Source organism: Ruminococcus sp. B05 (assembly GCF_003628495.1).
Taxonomy (GTDB): Bacteria; Bacillota; Clostridia; order Lachnospirales; family Lachnospiraceae; genus Schaedlerella; species Schaedlerella hominis.
Window position 1 is genome coordinate 44,369 of sequence record NZ_RBZR01000006.1, and the last position, 20,537, is coordinate 64,905.

Sequence of the window (20,537 nt, forward strand, 5' to 3'; positions counted from 1 at the left end):
CATATTGCTACATACTTTTTCTTATATTTACAAAATATTAGACAAGAAATATATCAATGGTGCTGTAATAATAACACTGTCAAATCGATCCAGGATACCACCATGCCCCGGTATCAGCTTTCCATAATCTTTAATATTATAATTTCTCTTTATCGCAGAAGCTGCCAGATCACCGATCTGTGAAATCGCACCGCCTGCTGCTCCGATAATTGCAAATTCAGCAACACCGACGCCTGCACCGCCCCATTTATTGATTGCAAGTGCATAGAGAACTCCGATCAACGCTGCTCCGACAATTCCGCCGATTCCGCCTTCTACAGATTTCTTTGGACTTAGTACCGGTGCCATTTTATGTTTTCCGATCAACATACCGACACAATATGCACATGTATCACATCCCCATGCACAGATAAATACAAGCCATACTTTAAATACTCCGCCAACTTCAATTCGGATCTGATAGATATATGAAAGCATAACAGCAACATAGAACAATCCAAAATATGCAGCCATCAACTGATCTGCATGATATGTTGGATATGCGAAAACCATAATTGCCATAAGACAGATTAAATATCCTAAGAACAACATCATAAACCAGTCATGATTACCTTTTGATAGCAAGGAACTCATGTATAACAAAACATAATATCCTATGGTAAATAAATACCCACATATTCCCAATGGTTTTTTTTCAATTTTGAACACCTTGTAAAGTTCACTCAGTCCGATCAGACTGATGACTAAAACAGTTCCAAATAAAATATTTCCACCTGAAATAATTGTGATCAACGCAATGATCACTAATAATATTCCACTCAACAAACGTGTCTTAAACATTCTGATCCTCCTTTATTCCTCCGAAACGACGATCTCTATTATTATATTGTTCGATTGCACGGATCAATTCCTCTTTTGTAAAATCAGGCCAAGGAACATCTGTAAAATAAAACTCTGAATAAGCAAGCTGCCATAACAGATAATTTGACAAACGCTGTTCTCCACTTGTACGGATCAGCAGATCCGGATCTGGAATATCCCAGGTATCTAAATATGAACTATACAATTTTTCATCTATATCTTTCGGATCTACTTTACCATCTACACAATCCTGAGCTACTTTTCGCACAGCGCGGACAATTTCATCACGGCTTCCGTAATTTAATGCAATTGTAAAGTTCAATCCTCCGTTATCTTTACTTGCTTCTTCCAATTCATGGATACGTTTTTTAATATCATCATCTAAAGGGGCGATATCTCCGATCACGCGAATCTTCATATCGTTTTTCTTCGCTGTCTTCAGACATGTTTTCATATAATTACGAAGTAATGTCATCAAAGCATCGACCTCTGATTTTGGGCGATTCCAGTTCTCTGTGGAAAACGCATAAACAGTCAGATATTTAATTCCCATTCTCCATGCTTCTTCACAGATACGCTCTACATTCTTACTTCCCTGTGCATGTCCATAATTTCTAGGCATTCCTTTTGCCTTTGCCCAACGTCCATTTCCATCCAGAATAATGGCTACATGTTGTGGTACATTCATAGTTTTCCTCCTTGCTAAGTACATACAGCATAAGAGGGGCTGCAATAACTGCGCCCCTCCATATAATTAGACAGTCATGACTTCTTTTGTCTTCACATCTACTGCTACATCAATTTCTTTGATGTATTTATCTGTTAATTTCTGAAGCTGTTCTTCCAGATCTTTAATCTCATCCTCTGAAATATCACTTCCTTTTAATTTCTTGAACGCATCGTTTCCATCACGACGAATGTTACGGATTGCAACTTTTGCGCCTTCTCCTTTTTTCTTAACATCTTTTGCAAGCTCTTTTCTTCGCTCTTCTGTAAGCTCTGGGAAGATCAAACGAATGCTTGTTCCGTCATTTGTAGGATTAATGCCGATATCAGATACAAGGATTGCTTTTTCGATTTCCTTAAGCAGGCTCTTCTCCCATGGCTGAATCTGGATCATACGAGCTTCTGGTACAGATACGTTAGCAACCTGCTGGATTGGTGTTGGTGAACCATAATAATCTACTGCAAGCTTATCCAATACATGTGGATTCGCACGTCCTGCACGAATTGTTGCAAGCTCACTGTTCAGGCTGTTAATTGATTTCGTCATCTTGTCGTCGTATACTTTCAATTGTTCGTTCATATCTTATTAATTCCTTTCTTATACAGTTACTTTTGTTCCTGTAAATGTTCCACTCATTGTCTCAACAATACTGTTCTCTTCATTCAGTCCGAAAACAAGCATCGGCATCTTATTCTCCATACAAAGAATGGATGCTGTCATATCAACTGCTGCGAGCTTCTGATCAATAACATCCTGAATTGAAATCTCATCATACTTTTTCGCTTCCGGATTCACCTTCGGATCACTGTCGTAAATTCCATCGATTGCTTTTGCAAGAAGCATTGCATCTGCTTCAATCTCAATTGCACGAAGTACTGCACCTGTATCTGTTGAAAAATATGGATGTCCTGTACCGCCTGCGAAGAAAATTACTTTGCCTTCTTCTAATGAAGCAAGTGCTGCATCTTTTGAGAATAATGATGTAAATGCTCCACATACAAATGGTGTGAAAATCTCTGTCTTCATACCTACATGTCTGAAAATATCTGATACATAAATACAGTTCATAACTGTTGCAAGCATACCAATCTGATCTGCTTTCGTACGGTCAATTGTTTCACTTGTACGACCTCTCCAGAAGTTACCTCCTCCTGTTACAATCGCAATCTGATAACCTTCATCAACTAAAGTTTTGACCTGCTTTGCCACTCCGATACAAGTAGCTTCATCAAACCCTGTTTTTTTATCTCCGGCAAGTGCTTCGCCGCTAAGTTTTAAGAGTACTCTTTTCATAACAATCTGCTCCTTAACGTATTCCGATAGAAAAATAATTTATCATTTTTCTATATTTAGATTTATAAATTGAAGTATACCATATCTTTTCTATTTTGTCATGTATATATCGTTCTTCTTTATATGGTTTTCTATCTGGTTTTTCGATTAATATATCTTGCTTTATATTTTGAATATACAATTGTCTGATCTTTATACAAACTGTAATATCCTGACACTGCATAGCTGATAGAAATTGCGATCAAATAATATGCAGCACCGGAAAATCCAAACAATTCAAACGAAATTAACATTGCTGTAATCGGACAATTTGTCACTCCACAGAATAACGCCACCATACCGGCTGCTGCAGCCACCTCCGGTGACACATCAAGTATATTTCCCATCACACAGCCAAACGTCGCTCCAATCGCAAATGCCGGTACAATTTCTCCTCCTCGATACCCGGCACGCATCGTAATGGCTGTCAATATCATCTTCCATAAGAAATCAAGAGGACGTGCATCTCCTGTTGCAATCGCTCGTGCAATAAGTTCATTTCCTGCTCCCATATAATCTTTCGTCTGTAATAAAACTGTGATTACGATTACAAGACATCCCGCCACAACAACACGGATATATGGATTTTTTAAATATTTACCATAAATTTGTCCTGTCCATTTTAATAACACACAAAATAAAATACTGAGTACTCCACATAGTGTTGCAATAATTCCCATTTTAATGCCGCTCTCAATCGTAAGCACCGGAATTCTGTCTACTGGAAATGTCTCCGGGAAAATTCCCATACCTGTTGCAAACTCTGCTGCTATGATAGATGCCGTCACGCATGGAAGTAAAGCTACATAATACATAACTCCTACACTTACTACTTCCATTGCAAATACTGCCGCTGCCATCGGTGTTCCGAATACTGCCGCAAACGCCGCACTCATTCCACACATGATTATGACATGCTGGTCAAATTCATCCAGGTGTACAAGCTTTCCAAGCCAGCTTCCGATACTTCCTCCAAATTGAATGGAAGCTCCTTCTCGACCTGCCGAACCGCCTGTTAAGTGAGTAAGCAAGGTTGCCACAAAAATTAATGGTGCCGAACGAAACGGAACCTTATCTCTGGAACGGATCGTTGCTAATACCTGATTCGTACCTCCATCATGTCTTCCCATCTTTTCATATAAAAATACAATAATCAATCCCGCTATAGGCAAAAGCAGGAACACCCATAAATGGCTGTTCCTATATTCTGTCGCATATTTTATACAAGCTGCAAAGACACTGCTGGCCCCACCGACCACCAGACCGGTTAACACTGCAAGTGCAAGCCATTTCAAAAAATTATTTACGTCTCGCCGGGTTCTTTCATAATAGTAATAAATTAAAATCTTCCCTTTATCAAATAGCGTTTTTTCATTTTCTTTTCCCACAGCTCACACCTCATTCAACTTATTCTATATTTACAATAATATCATAGATATAAGCACTGTGACAATACCACAGATTCCGATAGCCAATCCACTCATTGCACCTTCAACTTCGCCAATTTCAATTGCTTTTGAAGTACCAACTGCATGACTGCATGAACCAATAGCAAGTCCTGCCGCTATAGAATCATTTACATGGAAAATCTTAATTAAATACGGAGCAAGAATGCTTCCCAATATTCCAGTAAAAATAACGGCCACTACAGTGATTGGTACAACCCCGCCATTTCCTTCTGAAACGCTGACTGCTATCGGAGTTGTCACAGATTTTGGTACCAATGATACTGTAATACTCTGCTCAAGACCAAATAATTTACACATACCATATACACTGAACATAGATGCAGCGGAACCAACAACACATCCTACCAGAATTGGAAACCAGTATTTTTTCAAGATATCAAGTTTTGAATAAATCGCAACTGCCAGGCATGCTGTGGCCGGTGCCAGAAACATATTGATAATTGCTCCTCCCACATCATATGCTTCATACGAAATATGGAATATTTCTAACACACCTACGATCAATACAATCGCAATAATCAATGGGTTGCAGATTGGCGACTTTGTTTTTTTCTGAATCTTCACACCAATCCAAAATGCAATAACACTTATTGCTACACCAAAATATTCTGAGCTACATAATTCACGCATTATTTCTTCCTCCTGTTCATCAGCTTAATCACAAATTGTACGCTGTATGCAGTTGCCGCAAACGTAATAATCGTAGAAACAATACAGATAATAAGAAACGGAACAAGTGTGCTTTTTAAAATATCGAAATAATTCATAACACTTACCCCTGCCGGCACAAAAAAGAATGCCATGTTTTCCATTAAAAAATCTGCTTTTTCCTGAACATGCTCAATTTTCAAAATACCTGTCAGCAGACAGATAAATAACAAAATCATTCCAATCACACTGGATGGAAATGAGAAAGGTAAATACGCTGCCACTATCTGACTAAGCCAACATACAGTAAAAAAGATTCCTATTTGTTTAATAATTTTCATTTTAAATCACCGCAAGCTACATTACACCTTAGGAAAAAAATTGTCAATCAAATTACTATTGATTTTTTTCGTAGTAAAGTTATAATTTTCATAATAGTATATTTGATTTTATTGACATTCTCTCTTATATGTTCTATTATAAGAGTGATTTTCGCACTTTAAAGAATTAAAACATCACAGTGTGCAAATATATATTTTTTAATTAGCTAATGAATAGTAGGATTATTTTTATAATGATTGAGAGGTAAAAATTATGATTATTGTATTAAAACCACACGCTTCTGAAGATCAAATTCTTCGTGTTGAAGAATTAATCAAGAAAAAAGGACTGGAGGCTCACATTGTACGTGGCGAAGAGATGACAATCATCGGTTGTATCGGAGATACTACTGCCGTTGACTCCCGACTCTTTGAAGTTGATTCTGCAGTCGACAAAGTCATGCATGTCCAGGAGCCTTACAAGCTTGCAAACCGTGCTTTCCATCCGGATGATTCTATTATTGATGTGTCCGGTGTTAAAGTCGGCGGAGAGCATCTTGCAGTAATTGCAGGTCCTTGTTCTGTTGAATCTTATGAACAGGTACTGGAAATTGCTAAAGCCGCTAAAGCTTCCGGTGCAAATATGATCCGTGGCGGTGCTTTCAAGCCTAGAACAAGCCCTTATTCTTTCCAGGGATTGGGTCTTGAAGGTCTTGATATTCTCTGTGCAGTACGTGATGAAGTAGGTCTCCCTATTGTAACAGAATTAATGTCACCGGATTATCTGGATGTCTTCAACGAAAAGGTTGACCTAATCCAGATTGGTGCAAGAAACATGCAGAATTTTGATTTATTAAAACAACTGGGTAAGGTTGACCGTCCTATCCTTCTGAAACGTGGTCTTAACGCTACTTATGAAGAATGGATCATGTCAGCAGAATATATTATGGCTTCCGGTAATGAAAATGTAATTCTCTGTGAACGCGGTATCCGTACTTTTGAATCCTTCACAAGAAACACATTGGATCTTCAGAGCATTCCTGTATTAAACAGCAAAACTCATCTTCCTGTTATCATTGACCCAAGTCACGCCGGTGGAAAATGGTGGCTTGTAGAACCTATGGCAAAAGCTGCTATCGCTGCCGGAGCAAACGGATTGATGATTGAAGTACATAATGATCCTGACAGTGCTCTTTGTGATGGTGCACAATCATTAAAACCAGAGAAATTTGACGCACTAATGAAACAGATCCGTCAGATTGCTGCTGTCGTAGATAAAAGATTCTAGTTTCAAGGAGAACAAACTATGGAATTAACAGTAAACTTAGGAGAAAACAGTTATCCTATTTATATTGAAAATGGTATTCTTCCACACGCCGGAGAATATATTTCAAAATTCTATCAAGGGAAAAAAATCATCTTGATTTCCGATGATAATGTATTCCCACTATATGGCGAAACAGTATTGAATTCTCTGCAAAATTATAAATGCCATACACTCGTCTTACCACATGGAGAACCAACAAAAAGTTTTGAATCTTTACCTAAGATCTATTCCGCTATGCTTGACGCGAAAATTTCCAGAAGCGATCTTGTCATCGCTCTTGGTGGCGGCGTAATTGGAGACCTTGCAGGATTTGCAGCTTCCAGTTTCCTGCGAGGCGTAAAACTGGTTCAGATCCCAACTTCTCTTCTGGCTCAGGTTGATTCTTCAGTCGGTGGAAAAGTCGCTGTCGATCTTCCACAAGGGAAAAATCTGGTCGGTGCGTTTTTCCATCCAAAAATGGTTCTTATTGATCCAGATGTATTAAACACATTACCTACGCGATATATCAATGACGGAATGGGTGAAGTGATTAAATATGGCTGCATTAAAGATGCGACGCTTTTTAATACCTTGAAAAACCATATTTCTTTTGAGGATTTAAAACCGGAACTTGCTTCTATCATTGCACGATGCGTAGATATCAAACGTATTGTTGTCGAACATGACCAGTTCGACACCGGAGAACGTATGCTATTAAATTTTGGTCATACACTCGCACACACAATTGAACAATATTATCATTATGAGCGTGAAAGTCATGGCGAAGCCGTAGCAATCGGTATGTATCAGATTAGTAAAATCGCTGAAGAAAAAGGATTAACTAAAGATGGCTGTTCCGATGAAATCAAGCAGCTCCTCCAAACATATGGTCTTCCGTTTTCATGTAATCTTCCAATTGAAGATTTGACCGGTGCAATTAAATTAGATAAAAAGAATTTAAATAATCATTTGAATGTTGTACTGTTACATACAATCGGTGACAGTTATGTATATCCTACTGATGTCACATTTTTTTATAATGCCGGTATCATGTGACTTTCATTTAATATTTTGCATTCACACTCTCATTAAACAGACAAAAAGAACGTTATCGTATACCGTATTTCTAAATACACGACAACGTTCTTTTTATATTCTCATTAAAACAAGCAACTGACGAAGTATCCTAAAACTCCTTCATAACTGCCGCAAATGCTGCTTCTAAGTCTTCAATAATATCATCAATATTTTCAAGACCAACTGAAATTCTGATCATTCCACCATCAATTCCCGCTGCCACAAGCTGTTCATCTGTCAGCTGACGGTGTGTCTCTGATGCAGGATGAAGCACACACGTACGAATATCAGCAACATGTACTTCATTGGATGCCAGATGCAATGAATCCATAAATTTAGCAGCTGCAGGACGGCCACCCTTAATTATAAAGGAAATAACTCCACTGCATCCTTTCAAATATTTTTCTGCAAGTGCATGACATACATCGGATTCTAACCCTGGATAATTTACCTTCTCTACTGCCGGAGATGCTTCCAGATATTTTGCAACCGTCATTGCATTTTCACAATACTGTTTCATACGAACAGGAAGCGTCTCTAATCCCATGTTCAATAAAAATGCGGAATGTGCTGCAGGATACACTCCAAAATCACGCATCAACTGCATTCTGGCTTTGATAATATATGCCATATTTCCATAACTTTCTGTATAAGAGATTCCATGATAAGATTCATCTGGCTCTGTGAGTCCCGGGAAGTTTCCATTTGTCCAATCAAACTTACCACTGTCAACAATTACACCGCCAATCTGAACTGCGTGTCCATCCATATATTTACTTGTCGAATGAACCACGATATCTGCACCAAACTCAAATGGTTTACACAAAATTGGTGTTGCAAATGTATTATCAACAATAAGCGGTACATTCATTTCATGTGCAATATTAGCAAAACGTTCAATGTCAAATACAACTAACGCCGGATTGGCAAGGGTCTCTCCAAAAACAAGTTTTGTATTTGGCTTAAATGCTGCCTTAATCTCTTCATCACTTGAGGCTGCATCTACATAAATGCACTCAATTCCAAGTTTTTTTAATGTAAATGAAAACAGATTGATCGTTCCTCCATAAATCTGTGGAACACTGATAATGCTGTCTCCTGCCTCACAAATATTTAAAATAGAAAGCAAGGTTGCTGCCTGACCGGACGTAGTACACATCGCACCTACTCCGCCTTCTAATGCAGCAATCTTTTCTTCTACTGCCATTACTGTTGGATTTCCGAATCGGGAATAGCAAAGCCCTTTTGTCGGATCATCAAAAATTGCAGCTACTTCTGCTGCTGAATCATATACATATGTAGTACTCTGTACAATTGGAAGCACTCGTGGTTCTCCATTTTTAGGTGTATAGCCTGCATGCAGACATTTTGTTTCATCTCTCATTATCATTTGTCTCCTTTTCTTAAGTCATACATAAATTCTAGCAAATTTCATCAACTTTTCCTAGCAATTTTATCAGATTTATGAATCTGATCTATAATTCGGATTGTATTCAGGGAAATATCCAGATATGGGTGTTCTACATTTTCTTCCTTTATAAGCTCATAAAATTTCTGAATCTCATAAATCATATTATTTTCTACCGGCTTATATGGTAGTTTTTCACACGTTCCATCTTCTAGTCCGTCCCTGTCTCCTTTGCGCAGTCTTATCTCGATTTCTGTCGGACTGCCAATATGATTCAACAAAATAGAACCTTTTTCTCCTTGAATCACACTTGGATTAACCGAAGCTGTAATTTTCGAATATACTGCCTGTGCCAGAAAATCCGGATATTTCATCAAAACAACCCCACTACCCTCAAATCCATTTGAGAGAAATGTAGAATACGCCTCTACCTTTTCCGGTTCTCCAAACAAACGAACAATTGCATGGATACAATATACCCCAATATCACGTGCCGCTGAATTTAACAGCTCCGGATCAAAAGCATTTTCCACAATTCCATTAAGGAAATTATCGTATCTGCTGGAATACTGACAAAATTCAAATTCCACTCTCCGCAATGTTCCAATTCTAGGAAGCTGCTCTTTCACCAACTCAAAAGCAGGATCAAAATCTGACTTCATTGCCTCTAAAAGAATTACATGGTTTTTCTTTGCACACGCGATCATTGCTTCTGCTTCCTGCTCATTAATTGCCATAACTTTCTCGCATAATACATGCTTTCCGGATTCCATTGCCTGTATTGCCTGTTCGCAATGAATATAATTTGGTGATGCAATATAAACCGCATCCAGTCCTGAATCCAAAAAATCTGTATAATCAGTAAATACGTACTTTATATTATACTTTTGAGCAAAGCATTCTCCCGTCTGTTGTGCCCTTGAATATACTGCAAATAACTCCGTTTGAGGATTTTGTATGGCTGCCTCACAAAATTTATGACTGATTTTATTTGTCCCTATAATTCCAATTTTTATCTTCATATACCACTCTTCCTATTTCTCATCCCATTCTCGCTTTGTAAATAAAATGTCATGATTGATCAAACGATAGAAATCGCGTTTCATTTCTTCATATCGCTGATCTCCCAATGCCATTAACCACATCATCTTCGTAATAGTTGCTTCCAACGTCATATCATACGCTTCCAGTAATTTAAAGTCCAGTTTTACACGCTTACCTACTTCATATACAGTCATATTGCTTCCTTCATTTGCAACCTGCGTAGTCATCACAACAATTTTGCCTTTGTCTTTCCATTTATTCATTTCTTCATAAAATTCTTCTAATAGACTCTCCGGAATTCCACCTACTCCAAAACTCTCAATAACAAGACAGTCATAATTTTCAAACAAGTAAGGTAAAATATCTGCCTTCATTCCCGGAATCAATTTCAACACATACACACTATTTTTCATTTCATAATAGAATCTGACTGGACCTGTGTACGGCATTTCTGTAATATAACGTACCAAAACACCATCTTGGATTACTGCAAGATATGGAAAGTTTATACTTGTAAATGCATTATAGCTCTTTGCTCTCTCTTTTCTTGCCCTTGTTCCCACAATAACTTTCCCGTCAAATACTATATTCACATCCTGAGAATCATTATCCGAAGCATATATAAAACTATCCAGCAAATTCGTCTTTGCATCAGTAACATCCATTTCTATCGGTTTCTGTGCGCCTGTAACAACAATCGGTTTTCTGGAATTCTGAATCATATAAGACAGTGCCGCTGCTGTATATGCCAAAGTATCCGTTCCGTGACAAATTACAAATCCATCATACTCATTATAATTTTCTTCTATTGTTTTCACCAATAATTTCCAATGATCCGGTGTTACATTTGTACTATCTAAATTGCAAACTTGAATAGACTCTACTTCACAAATCTTTGCAACTGCAGGTATGTAAGTCAAAATATCCGCTGGCGAAAGTCCCGGTGCAAGTCCGTATTCTGTTTGTTTCGAAGCGATTGTCCCCCCGGTTCCTATCATCAATATCTTTTTCATATCGTTCCCTCTCCATGTTTCTAGTATAAATGAGTATACCACAATTTATATCATATAAAAAGGACGACTCTGTGCAATCATCTCTTTGCATAAAATCATCCTTTATCATTCTATATTTACAATGCTTTTTTTATTGCTGCAAGCAACTCACTATATTCCTCGTATGCCGGAAGTTCCGGATACTCTTTCTTAATAGCATCTGTACTTCTAAAAAGAAAACCAGCCTTACTTGCCTGAATCATCCCCAAATCGTTGTGGCTGTCTCCACTTGCTATCGTATCATACCCGATAGACTGCAGTGCTTTCACTGTTGTAAGCTTTGACTGTTCACATCTCATTTTAAATCCTGTGATTTCTCCAGTTTCTGCAACTTCAAGTGAATTGCAGAAAATAGTCGGCCATCCCAGTTTTTCCATAAGTGGACTTGCAAACTGTGTAAATGTATCACTTATAATAATAACCTGTGTGATAGAACGAAGTTCATCCAGGAACTCTTTTGCTCCCGGCATTGGATCAATCTTTGCAATCGTCTCCTGTATTTCTTTTAATCCAAGTCCATGTTCTTTTAATATCTGAATTCTCCAGTTCATGAGCTTATCATAATCAGGTTCATCTCTTGTAGTTCTTTTGAGCTCCGGAATACCACTTTCTTCTGCAAATGCAATCCAGATTTCCGGTACAAGCACTCCTTCGAGATCTAAACATACAATATTCATCTTTCTTCCTCCATAATTTATCAGTTTAATAGGATAAAGTATACCACACCTTTTTGGTTATGTCATCTATGATTATGTATATGTGATGATATTTTTATCTTTCAGCCAGGTACTTCTCCGTCAATTTCACTGCATCTTCAATACACTGAGAACAACTGCACAATACCTTTCCTGTATCAACACCCTTCAGTTCACGACAGATGCATGATCCATTTTTCCCAACGAATCGTTCTACCTGTTCTCTAATCTTTTTATATGTAGTCCCCTTAGTTTTAGAACCTTCTTTTGTACTTCCCTTGCTATTATCAAGCCCTATGATCATTGCCATCCCTGAAAGTGCACCACACATCTCCATGCATCCCATACCAAGACCAAAGCCTTCTGCTATACGAAACATTTCATCTTCATCAATACCAAATTCTTTACAAAAAGAACAAGCTACTGCCTGTGCACAATTACAGCCTCTGTTATGTAATTCTAATGCATGTTCTACTTTTGTACTCATCTTTCTTTTCTCCTCTTCTTATCTTTTTGTTGTTATAAAAGCACAAACTAGCTGTTTTCCAAATAGGAAAAACAGCTAATCTGATAAATGCCCAACACTTTAAATCTTATTAGTTATTTGAATAAAATGATCCCATATAACGGATATATTCATCATCTGTTTTATTTGCCTGCCAATTATGAACATTTGCTTTATTATGATCGCCTGCAATAACAGAAAGAGATTTTCCGAGATTGTCAAATGCTTCTTCAACGCAAGCCTCCGGTGTCATAGCAGCTTTCATGACAGCTTCTCCTGCCGGTCCACCCGGAAGGTTGCTTAACAGACTTGGTGTTATTGTTGTGCCTAAAGTAATAACCTCCACATCAACATTTGTACTCTCACATTCTGCTGCTACAGCTTCTGTCAACTTTTTAATATAGGATTTACCTGCACCATACTGTGCATTATATGGTGAACTGCTGATTGCTGTTAAAGAAGATACATTGATCACAGCACCACGATCCTGTTTTGCAAAGATTCCCATATAGTGATAGAAGCATTTTAAGAAAGTCATAACGTTAACATTAATCATCTGCTCATGCTTCTCCCATGGAGTATCCTGTAATTTCCCAAATGTATGGAAACAGGCAACATAACTCATGAATCCCATATCAAGATCTTTTGTTGCTTCAAAAATCTTATCTGTACAGTCAGACTGTGCAAAATCCGCACGGATAACCATATGATCTACACCATATGTTTCACTGATATTTTTTCCAAGTTCCTGCAGCATCTCTTCTCTTCTTCCTACAAGAACAACACTCATTCCCTCAGAAGCAATTTTTTCTGCAAAGGCTTTTCCCACTCCTTCAGTTGCTCCCAGAATAATTCCCCATTCACCGTATTTCTCTCTTAAATTCATCGTTTTTTCCTCCAATTTTTTCTAATTTGTAACGAGATATACTATAACATGTCTAGAGAATTTTAACAATGGAGAAAGTCTATTATCTTTGTTTTCAGGAAAATATTAACAATTATTTTCACTTGTCTACTCTGTAATCATTAATCTCTGTTGGACAAAACATAGCTGTGATGATATAATTCTATAGATATTCATCGCTATGAAAATACTTATGATAAGGAAGTGAAATTTTGGAACAAGGGAACTTAACAAAAGGTCCTATTTTAAAAACATTAACTAAGCTTGCCATTCCTATTATGGCATCTTCATTTTTGGGGACATTATACAATCTTACTGACATGGCATGGATCGGATTGCTCGGCTCTAAAGCTGTTGCCGGTGTCGGTGTCGGTGGTATGTTCACCTGGCTCTCACAAGGATTAGCCTCTATGGCCAGAATGGGTGGTCAGGTACAGGTGGCACAGTGTATCGGTCGGGGGGACCGGGAAAAGGCACATGCTTATGCACAGACAGCAATACAATTATCTACTTTTATGGGATTATTATATGCTGCTGTTTCTTTATTGTTTACAAATCAGTTGGTAGGATTCTTCCATTTGACTGATCCGGAAGCATGGACTGCTGCCATCTCTTATACTAAAATCGCCTGTGGACTTATTGTTTTTTCATTTTTAACATTAACCATGACAGGAATTTATACTGCACAAGGTGACTCGAAAACACCTTTTTTAGCCAACCTGGTTGGTCTTGTACTGAATATGATCTTAGATCCTGTTCTCATTCTCGGACCGGGACCATTTCCTAAATTTGGTGTGGCAGGTGCAGCCATCGCAACAGTTACCGCTCAGTTTGTTGTTATGAGCGTTATGATTTTAGGCGTTATAAAGCAGAAGAAAGACAACGTATTGAAAAAGACTCGGTTAATTGCGAAAATGCATTTTGAACATGTTTCAGGTATATGTAAAATCGGAATTCCAACCGCACTTCAAGGAATGGCTTACTGTGCAATTTCCATGGTACTGACCCGTATGGTATCTGCCTTTGGAGCGGAAGCCATTGCTACGCAAAGAGTTGGCGGACAGATTGAATCTGTTTCATGGAATACTGCTGATGGGTTTGCTTCTGCTTTGAATGCATTTATCGGACAAAACTATGGTGCGGGTAAAATGGACAGAGTAAAGAAAGGGTATCGCGCCTCACTATTTACAGTTGGTATCTGGGGCTTATTAATTACAATGTTGTTTGTTTTCGCTCCAAACACAATTGCCTCTCTTTTCTTCCATGAACCAAAAGCCATTGCTACCGCAGTCGGATACCTTGTTATTGTAGGCTTCAGTGAGGCTTTTATGTGTGTCGAGCTTACTACAATCGGTGCATTATCCGGACTTGGAAAAACACACCTTTGCAGTGTTATTTCTATTTTATTTACAAGTGCACGTATTCCTCTTGCGATTGTCCTTGGACAGAGCACACTCGGTCTTGACGGAATCTGGTGGGCAGTCTCGCTTACATCAATTGCAAAAGGTATTATTTTTGTTTGTACATTCTTCTGGATTACAAAAGAAAAACCTGCCTGAGTACTTTACTCAAGCAGGTTTTCTTTGTATTTATTATTATATAAAGCTGTTTTTACTTAGAAAAAGACCGGGCTTCATATTTTTCCCAGTCTTTTAGCTTCTTCAATTATATCTAACAACTTTCGGTTCGCACTGCCAATCTGTACTCCTGCATCGATCACTCTATCGCACATTTGTACTGCCTCGATTGCCTCGTCATATGCCCGTTCGCTTATTTCCTCAAACGGAGTTTCTTCGATTACTTGTGTCGCCAATACCTTTGCCACCTGGTAATCCACATCATTTTGATATAGAATTCCAGCCACAAAAGGTATTTGCTCCTTTCGAAGTTTCCGATAGATTGGTATTCCATTTCCTCCTGAAGATATAACAAGGATCTTTGGATTTCCTTCTATCTTCGGTAATTCCATGCTTCCAAATAATGGATCAAAATATCCATTTTCTATCTCATATAATTCTCGGATAATTGGCTCTGTAAAAACATCCTCCGGTTGTCCATAATGAGTGATCGTCTCACCCTTCACACACATCACTTTATCCGAAACCTTCTGTGCCAGTTCAATTTCATGTAAGGACATAATAACTGTAATATGCTTTTCTCTCACCATACGCTCCAAAATCGAGAGTAGCTCAAGCTTATGTTTCACATCCAAAAAGGAAGTTGGTTCATCCAAAATCATCACTTCCGGCTCCTGGCAAATTGCTCTTGCAAGCAAAATACGTTGTCTTTGTCCGTCGCTGATTTCATTAAAATTACAATTTCCCAACTCTAATGCATGTACCGTCTCCATTGCTTCTTCGACGATTTTCTCATCCTTAGCGGTTAAAATTCCTAACCGCCCGGTATATGGATAACGTCCCATTGCTACTACATCGTGACAGGTCATATATTCCGTTTTGATTCTTTCTGTCAAAACCACCGCCATCTTCGAAGCCATTTCCTTGTAAGACAATTGTAAAAGAGACGTATCATCATAAAACACATTTCCTGCAATCCACTTTAGTTGTCTTGTAATGCTCTTTAAAATCGTGGACTTTCCCGAACCATTCGGCCCGATTAATGTTATAATTTCACCTTTGTTAATCCCTATGTTAATATCATGGATCAACGCTTTTCCCTGATAGCCTACCGCCAGATTATCCAGCCGGATATAATGATCTGTCATCTCTTATCTTCCCTTCTCACGCTTCAGCATCATATAAATTACAATCGGAGCTCCTAATATAGACGTTACTGTGCTGATATTTAACTCTGTCGGTGCCAGTACCATTCTCGCAATCAAATCACACAACATGCAAAATACCGCTCCCGCAAAAAATGTTCCGGGAATAATAATAAGCGGCCTTGCTGTCCCAAATGCTTTTCTTGTGAGAAACGGAACCGCAATTCCTACAAATGAGATTGGTCCGGCAAATGCTGTCACACATGCTGACAGGATACTCGACAATAAAATCAATGCCACACGGAAGAATTTAATGTTTACTCCCATGCTCTGTGCATATCCTTCTCCCAACTGGTATGCCCCAATTGGCTTTGACAGGAAAAATGTAAAAATTACCGTAATTCCCACAATCACTGCAGCCACCCCAATATTACTCCAGCTGGTTCCCGAAAAGCTTCCCTGTGACCAGCCGTGCAGATTTATGATATCCGAATCATCCGCAAAAGTGACTACAAAATCTGTGATTGCAGAACAGATATATCCTATCATAATTCCTCCGACAAGTAATGAAGCCATATGATGTATTTTTTTTGACATCAGCAAAATAAATCCTGTCGAAATCAATGCCCCGATAAATGCAGCCATCACAAGTGTATAAGAAGAAAATGTGCCTATATATTTCAAAAAAACAATCATTGTCAAAGCCACTGCCATCTTTGCACCGGAGGATATTCCTAATACAAAAGGGCCTGCGATTGGATTTGAGAAAAATGTCTGCAGCAAAAAGCCAGACAATGACAATGCCCCGCCAAGCAATGCTGCCATCAATATTCTCGGCAACCGGATCTTCCATATAATATTATATTCTACAGCTTCTCCGTCTCTTAAAAATAAAATTTTCAAGATTTTCGCCACCGAAATATGTACGTTTCCTGTATTGATATTTAACACTACAATTATAAAAAAGAGAATTGCCATCGTGATAAACACCATCGTATATCTGGAACGCCTTTTTAAATTTTCCATTTGAAAACTATGATTTTCCATATTTTCTCACCAATCTTTTATCTCACCATTATCTTAATTATTCCATTTTTTGCAAAAATGTCATATCTTGTGGATTTTCTTCTGTCAGCATTAAATGAATATCTCGGATCAATTCACCGACTGTATCCGTTGACTGATAGAGATTTTTTCCTGTATACCAGACATTTCCGTTTTTCACAGCTTTAAATTCTGAAAACAAATTATTTTTTGCTTCTAATTCTTTAATGCTGCTTACTTGTCCCACAATTGTTCCATTGTAGATCAGATAATCTGCATCTACTGCTGTTGCATAAAATTCTTCCATTGTCAGTTTTACTGATGGGGCATTATTATCTGGATTCTTTAAATCAGAAAATGCATATCTTCCTCCCGCTATCTCGATCATAGCCGGTATATAGTCATCAGATTTTCGGACTACCACGGTTCCATCTGTATTGATATAAAAATATGCTACTGTCTTTTCTGTATTTTCAAAACCTTCCAAATCTTCGATGATTTTTGCCTGCTCAGAGAAAAATTTTTCTGCTTCTGTTTCTTTATTAAATAAAGCTCCGTACAGTTTTACCCACTCTGTTCTTCCAAGCGGATGCGATTCATAGCTTGCATAGTCTATCAGCACCGGAATATCCAGCTCTTCTATCATTTCCTGTACTTTTGGTGTGTGCAGTATCATCGTCGATTCAATTGCCAGATCACAATCTCCGTCTACCAGATTTTCATAATCCGGCTCACTGTATTTCCCGGCATATATCATGCTTCCATCCTGCATGGCCTGTCTGGCAGCATCGACATACCAGTCCGATTCATCCAGCCCGGAAAACTTCACGCAATCCACCGCATCTATAGATGCGATCAATGACATAGAGGCACTGGCAGCCATATAGACATGCTGTAATGGCTGCCGGATTATTTTAATGTCTTCATCCAATCCTTCCGGAGCTTCTTTTCCTTCCGGCACGATTAAATATTTTCCGCTTTCTTGAATATTGATCAGCTTATATCCGTCTTTGTAATAGTATACGTCGAATTCTTCTGCATAGGTCAGATCCATTGTTTTTTCATAAGTAAGCCCGGCAATCTCAGGGGCTGAATCTTGATTCTCTTTCTCTTTCTCCTGCGACGAACCACATCCACTTAAAGCAAATATGCATATAAGCAGAACTGCAATATATTGATACCATTTTCTTTTCATATCATTCACCTGTTCGTTTTGTACACTTCCCGTATCAGAAGAGCCACTATTCCCCGTCCCCAATGGCTTCTTCGCATCCGAATAAGACTTTGTATACTTTTATCCATTCTTTTTTCGCAAGCTCCGTCTTTTCATTTTCTGAACAGTCTACGATAAATGGGATTCCAAGCATTGCGAATTTTTCTGTATATTCGTTAAAACGTTCTGTCTGTTCTTTTACTGTAAGCGTATCTTTGTTTGTATCGCTCTCTTTTTGAGGAAGGATTGATGCCGGGAAGATTGCAAGGTTCACTTTTTGTTTTACTAAGGTTTTATATTTCGGAGCATCATAGCTTCCTCCATATACAACCTCGGCTGATTTACCATCTTTTCCTTTACTCATTTTGTCTGCGATTTTAGAAACTGTACAGTCTTTTTTCTTAGAACCAACTGCAGCTACCAAATCCAGCAAATCTAATTGCTCCATCGTTTTCAAAATTTCTTCTGATGCTACATAAACTCTGTCTGCCGGGATATTTATAAGTATCATGTCCTGGTCAAGTCCGACCGGGATATTTACATTTTCCGGAACAAGTAAATACTTCACAATATTTGCCCGATACAGTTTTGCTGTTGCATCGTCGGATGTTTTCTTATCTTCTTCTTTTTCAGACTCTCTGGCAGTATTTTTTGTCATATCTACTTCTAAGAGAACAATTCCTTTTTCATAATGATAAATCTTGAAACATTCTGCATGCTCTACTTTTGTTTCTGACTGATATTCCAGCCCCATGATTTCCGGAGCTTCTTCATCGAGTGTCTTGCTATCATTGTTGCCACTTCCTATTACCTTGCCTTCATTAGCATTACTTCCGTTAGCGGCTGCCAGATATACATAAATGTGATACTCAATCTCATGTGCCACTGACATCTTATCCGTCATTGCTATAATACGGTTATTCTGATTTAACGCCACCGGAATTACCGCTGTCGCAGTTCCTGCTCCCTTTGTCGTATAATATGTATTTCCGTTTGCTTTTACATATTGATAATGGTCACTGCTAAATACCAATGTTGCAAATGCCTGTCCGTTTTGAATTGTAATCTCATTACATGTAATCTGCACTTTTCCGGTTCCACCTGACCACTTAAATCCATCCGGAGTATATGTTCCATCTGCCAAGGCTGTTGTACTTTCTACTTTTGAGGTAGAACCACTTGTATTAGAATCGTATTTTGAGTCCGTATTTGTGTCTGTATTTCCTGTATTTCCATTATTTCCAGTTCCAGGTGTTGACGTTTCCGGAAGTGACGGCACTGTAGGAACATTTGGTGTTGTTGGCTCCGTCGGTGTTACCGGAGTTATCGGTTGTGAAGGCTGTGGTGGATTTGGTAAAATTCCACCATCACCATTTCCGCCATCTTCCAGTTTCTGTAAAGAGTCTGACTGGAATACCAGTGTTCTATCATACCATTTTTTATTCTTTATAGAATAAGCTGCAACCGGAATTTCTGTATCCAGCCCGCTTATCTGGATTGTATACATGTATCCACCATTATCATTTATTACATATGGTGCCCATTGTGATGCCTCTGCCGCAGCTGCCTGCTTTGCAGTACCTGAATACAGATATCCATATCCTTTTCCACTCAACGTTAATTGTGCACTAATCAATCCCTCTTTTACGGTTAATACACAATCTGTCACTTTAAACATAGCACTGCTTGATGTCACCTGTACTTTATATGTTCCATCTTCGAGAACTTTTGTATCTTCTCCCGGTTCTGGTGTAGGCTCCGGTTTAGGTTCCGGTTCTGGTGCAGGCTCCGGATTTGGTGAAGGTACAGGCTCCGGATTTGGTGAAGGTGCAGGCTCCGGTGTTGGAGTTGTTTCTGGTTTTGAAACAGTTTCTTCTTTCCCTGTCAGTTCATCACTCTTAGTTGTACTCTCATCCTCACCTTTGCCTGCATTCTCACCTGCTTCTTTATCTTCCTCGATTTGTCCGGCATCCTCTGTATCTGTTGTGCCAGTCCCGCTGTTCACATTGTCACCACTTTGTTCCGGCTGTGTTTCTACTTCACCCGTACCCGAAATATTTATCGGCTCCTCGCTTTCTACAATCACATTATTCACACTGTCTTCAGCATAAACCTGCATATAGGTTAATGCCGGGCTTATCATAGATACACTCAATAATAAAGCCAATAATATCGCACTTCGTTTCTTCATATTTTCTCCAATCTAACTA

General features: G+C 38.5%; 20 protein-coding genes. 3 read left to right on the forward strand and 17 right to left on the reverse strand.

Annotated elements, in window-relative coordinates:
- Positions 1 to 27: 27 nt before the first annotated feature.
- The 7 genes from D8Q48_RS06455 to D8Q48_RS06485 all read right to left on the reverse strand — a co-directional run bounded on the left by D8Q48_RS06455 (position 28) and on the right by D8Q48_RS06485 (position 5,378).
- Positions 28 to 840 carry a phosphatidate cytidylyltransferase gene (locus D8Q48_RS06455; RefSeq protein ID WP_022075441.1) on the reverse strand — a complete coding sequence of 271 codons (813 nt, stop codon included), beginning with the start codon at positions 838 to 840 and terminating at the stop codon, positions 28 to 30.
- Positions 833 to 1,549, reverse strand: a complete 717-nt coding sequence (locus D8Q48_RS06460; RefSeq protein WP_022075442.1) for an isoprenyl transferase — start codon at positions 1,547 to 1,549, stop codon at positions 833 to 835. Before D8Q48_RS06460 ends, D8Q48_RS06455 begins: the two co-directional genes overlap by 8 nt.
- A 66-nt stretch (positions 1,550 to 1,615) precedes the next feature.
- A complete protein-coding gene (frr, locus tag D8Q48_RS06465) occupies positions 1,616 to 2,167 on the reverse strand; it encodes a ribosome recycling factor (protein WP_022075443.1) in 552 nt (183 codons plus the stop codon).
- A gap of 18 nt (positions 2,168 to 2,185) precedes the next feature.
- Positions 2,186 to 2,881: a UMP kinase gene (pyrH, locus tag D8Q48_RS06470; protein ID WP_022075444.1), complete on the reverse strand. Its 696-nt coding sequence runs from the start codon at positions 2,879 to 2,881 to the stop codon at positions 2,186 to 2,188.
- 131 nt (positions 2,882 to 3,012) lie between these two features.
- Positions 3,013 to 4,308 carry a chloride channel protein gene (locus tag D8Q48_RS06475; RefSeq protein WP_118688155.1) on the reverse strand — a complete coding sequence of 432 codons (1,296 nt, stop codon included), beginning with the start codon at positions 4,306 to 4,308 and terminating at the stop codon, positions 3,013 to 3,015.
- A 30-nt stretch (positions 4,309 to 4,338) separates the two neighbouring features.
- Positions 4,339 to 5,019, reverse strand: a complete 681-nt coding sequence (locus D8Q48_RS06480) for an LrgB family protein (protein WP_121055924.1) — start codon at positions 5,017 to 5,019, stop codon at positions 4,339 to 4,341.
- Positions 5,019 to 5,378, reverse strand: coding sequence for a CidA/LrgA family protein (locus D8Q48_RS06485; RefSeq protein ID WP_121055926.1), 360 nt, complete (start codon positions 5,376 to 5,378; stop codon positions 5,019 to 5,021). Before D8Q48_RS06485 ends, D8Q48_RS06480 begins: the two co-directional genes overlap by 1 nt.
- 253 nt (positions 5,379 to 5,631) lie before the next feature.
- Here D8Q48_RS06485 and aroF point away from each other — a divergent pair, with 253 nt between their 5' ends.
- Positions 5,632 to 6,645 carry a 3-deoxy-7-phosphoheptulonate synthase gene (aroF, locus tag D8Q48_RS06490; RefSeq protein WP_121055928.1) on the forward strand — a complete coding sequence of 338 codons (1,014 nt, stop codon included), beginning with the start codon at positions 5,632 to 5,634 and terminating at the stop codon, positions 6,643 to 6,645.
- An 18-nt stretch (positions 6,646 to 6,663) separates the two neighbouring features.
- Positions 6,664 to 7,719 (forward strand): 3-dehydroquinate synthase, encoded by a 1,056-nt coding sequence (gene aroB / locus D8Q48_RS06495; RefSeq protein ID WP_121055930.1) that lies wholly within the window; start codon positions 6,664 to 6,666, stop codon positions 7,717 to 7,719.
- Between the two features lie 130 nt (positions 7,720 to 7,849).
- Here aroB and D8Q48_RS06500 read toward each other — a convergent pair whose 3' ends face one another.
- The 6 genes from D8Q48_RS06500 to D8Q48_RS06525 all read right to left on the reverse strand — a co-directional run bounded on the left by D8Q48_RS06500 (position 7,850) and on the right by D8Q48_RS06525 (position 13,330).
- Positions 7,850 to 9,124 (reverse strand): O-acetylhomoserine aminocarboxypropyltransferase/cysteine synthase family protein, encoded by a 1,275-nt coding sequence (locus D8Q48_RS06500; protein ID WP_121055932.1) that lies wholly within the window; start codon positions 9,122 to 9,124, stop codon positions 7,850 to 7,852.
- Positions 9,125 to 9,174: 50 nt separating this feature from the next.
- On the reverse strand, positions 9,175 to 10,170 hold the full coding sequence (locus D8Q48_RS06505; RefSeq protein ID WP_121055935.1) for a Gfo/Idh/MocA family oxidoreductase: 996 nt from the start codon (positions 10,168 to 10,170) through the stop codon (positions 9,175 to 9,177).
- A gap of 12 nt (positions 10,171 to 10,182) precedes the next feature.
- A complete protein-coding gene (locus D8Q48_RS06510; protein ID WP_121055937.1) occupies positions 10,183 to 11,205 on the reverse strand; it encodes an asparaginase in 1,023 nt (340 codons plus the stop codon).
- A gap of 116 nt (positions 11,206 to 11,321) precedes the next feature.
- Entirely contained in the window at positions 11,322 to 11,921 is a 600-nt protein-coding gene (gene thrH, locus D8Q48_RS06515; protein WP_121055939.1) for a bifunctional phosphoserine phosphatase/homoserine phosphotransferase ThrH, read from the reverse strand.
- 94 nt (positions 11,922 to 12,015) lie between these two features.
- Positions 12,016 to 12,426 carry a C-GCAxxG-C-C family protein gene (locus D8Q48_RS06520; protein WP_117989761.1) on the reverse strand — a complete coding sequence of 137 codons (411 nt, stop codon included), beginning with the start codon at positions 12,424 to 12,426 and terminating at the stop codon, positions 12,016 to 12,018.
- Positions 12,427 to 12,535: 109 nt separating this feature from the next.
- A complete protein-coding gene (locus tag D8Q48_RS06525; RefSeq protein WP_121055941.1) occupies positions 12,536 to 13,330 on the reverse strand; it encodes an SDR family NAD(P)-dependent oxidoreductase in 795 nt (264 codons plus the stop codon).
- A 230-nt stretch (positions 13,331 to 13,560) separates the two neighbouring features.
- Between D8Q48_RS06525 and D8Q48_RS06530 the strand changes: the two genes are divergently transcribed.
- Complete coding sequence (locus tag D8Q48_RS06530; protein ID WP_330514467.1) at positions 13,561 to 14,907, forward strand: MATE family efflux transporter; 1,347 nt, start codon at positions 13,561 to 13,563, stop codon at positions 14,905 to 14,907.
- Positions 14,908 to 14,981: 74 nt separating this feature from the next.
- Here D8Q48_RS06530 and D8Q48_RS06535 read toward each other — a convergent pair whose 3' ends face one another.
- Genes D8Q48_RS06535 through D8Q48_RS17785 form a run of 4 tightly spaced genes read right to left on the reverse strand, consistent with a single transcriptional unit; the run spans position 14,982 to position 20,518 of the window.
- Positions 14,982 to 16,073: an ABC transporter ATP-binding protein gene (locus tag D8Q48_RS06535; RefSeq protein ID WP_121055943.1), complete on the reverse strand. Its 1,092-nt coding sequence runs from the start codon at positions 16,071 to 16,073 to the stop codon at positions 14,982 to 14,984.
- Positions 16,074 to 16,076: 3 nt separating this feature from the next.
- A complete protein-coding gene (locus D8Q48_RS06540; RefSeq protein WP_121055945.1) occupies positions 16,077 to 17,117 on the reverse strand; it encodes an iron ABC transporter permease in 1,041 nt (346 codons plus the stop codon).
- Between the two features lie 37 nt (positions 17,118 to 17,154).
- Positions 17,155 to 18,309, reverse strand: coding sequence for an ABC transporter substrate-binding protein (locus tag D8Q48_RS06545; RefSeq protein ID WP_121055947.1), 1,155 nt, complete (start codon positions 18,307 to 18,309; stop codon positions 17,155 to 17,157).
- A gap of 46 nt (positions 18,310 to 18,355) precedes the next feature.
- A complete protein-coding gene (locus D8Q48_RS17785; protein WP_147422751.1) occupies positions 18,356 to 20,518 on the reverse strand; it encodes a hypothetical protein in 2,163 nt (720 codons plus the stop codon).
- Between the last annotated feature and the right edge of the window lie 19 nt (positions 20,519 to 20,537).

Excerpts from the sequence above, each read along its gene's own strand:
- D8Q48_RS06455 (WP_022075441.1), bottom strand. The coding sequence starts at position 840 with ATGTTTAAGACACGTTTGTTGAGTGGAATATTATTAGTGATCATTGCG.
- D8Q48_RS06460 (WP_022075442.1), bottom strand. The coding sequence starts at position 1,549 with ATGAATGTACCACAACATGTAGCCATTATTCTGGATGGAAATGGACGT.
- frr (WP_022075443.1), bottom strand. The coding sequence starts at position 2,167 with ATGAACGAACAATTGAAAGTATACGACGACAAGATGACGAAATCAATT.
- pyrH (WP_022075444.1), bottom strand. The coding sequence starts at position 2,881 with ATGAAAAGAGTACTCTTAAAACTTAGCGGCGAAGCACTTGCCGGAGAT.
- D8Q48_RS06480 (WP_121055924.1), bottom strand. The coding sequence starts at position 5,019 with ATGCGTGAATTATGTAGCTCAGAATATTTTGGTGTAGCAATAAGTGTT.
- D8Q48_RS06485 (WP_121055926.1), bottom strand. The coding sequence starts at position 5,378 with ATGAAAATTATTAAACAAATAGGAATCTTTTTTACTGTATGTTGGCTT.
- aroF (WP_121055928.1), top strand. The coding sequence starts at position 5,632 with ATGATTATTGTATTAAAACCACACGCTTCTGAAGATCAAATTCTTCGT.
- aroB (WP_121055930.1), top strand. The coding sequence starts at position 6,664 with ATGGAATTAACAGTAAACTTAGGAGAAAACAGTTATCCTATTTATATT.
- D8Q48_RS06500 (WP_121055932.1), bottom strand. The coding sequence starts at position 9,124 with ATGAGAGATGAAACAAAATGTCTGCATGCAGGCTATACACCTAAAAAT.
- D8Q48_RS06505 (WP_121055935.1), bottom strand. The coding sequence starts at position 10,170 with ATGAAGATAAAAATTGGAATTATAGGGACAAATAAAATCAGTCATAAA.
- D8Q48_RS06510 (WP_121055937.1), bottom strand. The coding sequence starts at position 11,205 with ATGAAAAAGATATTGATGATAGGAACCGGGGGGACAATCGCTTCGAAA.
- thrH (WP_121055939.1), bottom strand. The coding sequence starts at position 11,921 with ATGAATATTGTATGTTTAGATCTCGAAGGAGTGCTTGTACCGGAAATC.
- D8Q48_RS06520 (WP_117989761.1), bottom strand. The coding sequence starts at position 12,426 with ATGAGTACAAAAGTAGAACATGCATTAGAATTACATAACAGAGGCTGT.
- D8Q48_RS06525 (WP_121055941.1), bottom strand. The coding sequence starts at position 13,330 with ATGAATTTAAGAGAGAAATACGGTGAATGGGGAATTATTCTGGGAGCA.
- D8Q48_RS06535 (WP_121055943.1), bottom strand. The coding sequence starts at position 16,073 with ATGACAGATCATTATATCCGGCTGGATAATCTGGCGGTAGGCTATCAG.
- D8Q48_RS06540 (WP_121055945.1), bottom strand. The coding sequence starts at position 17,117 with ATGGAAAATCATAGTTTTCAAATGGAAAATTTAAAAAGGCGTTCCAGA.
- D8Q48_RS06545 (WP_121055947.1), bottom strand. The coding sequence starts at position 18,309 with ATGAAAAGAAAATGGTATCAATATATTGCAGTTCTGCTTATATGCATA.
- D8Q48_RS17785 (WP_147422751.1), bottom strand. The coding sequence starts at position 20,518 with ATGAAGAAACGAAGTGCGATATTATTGGCTTTATTATTGAGTGTATCT.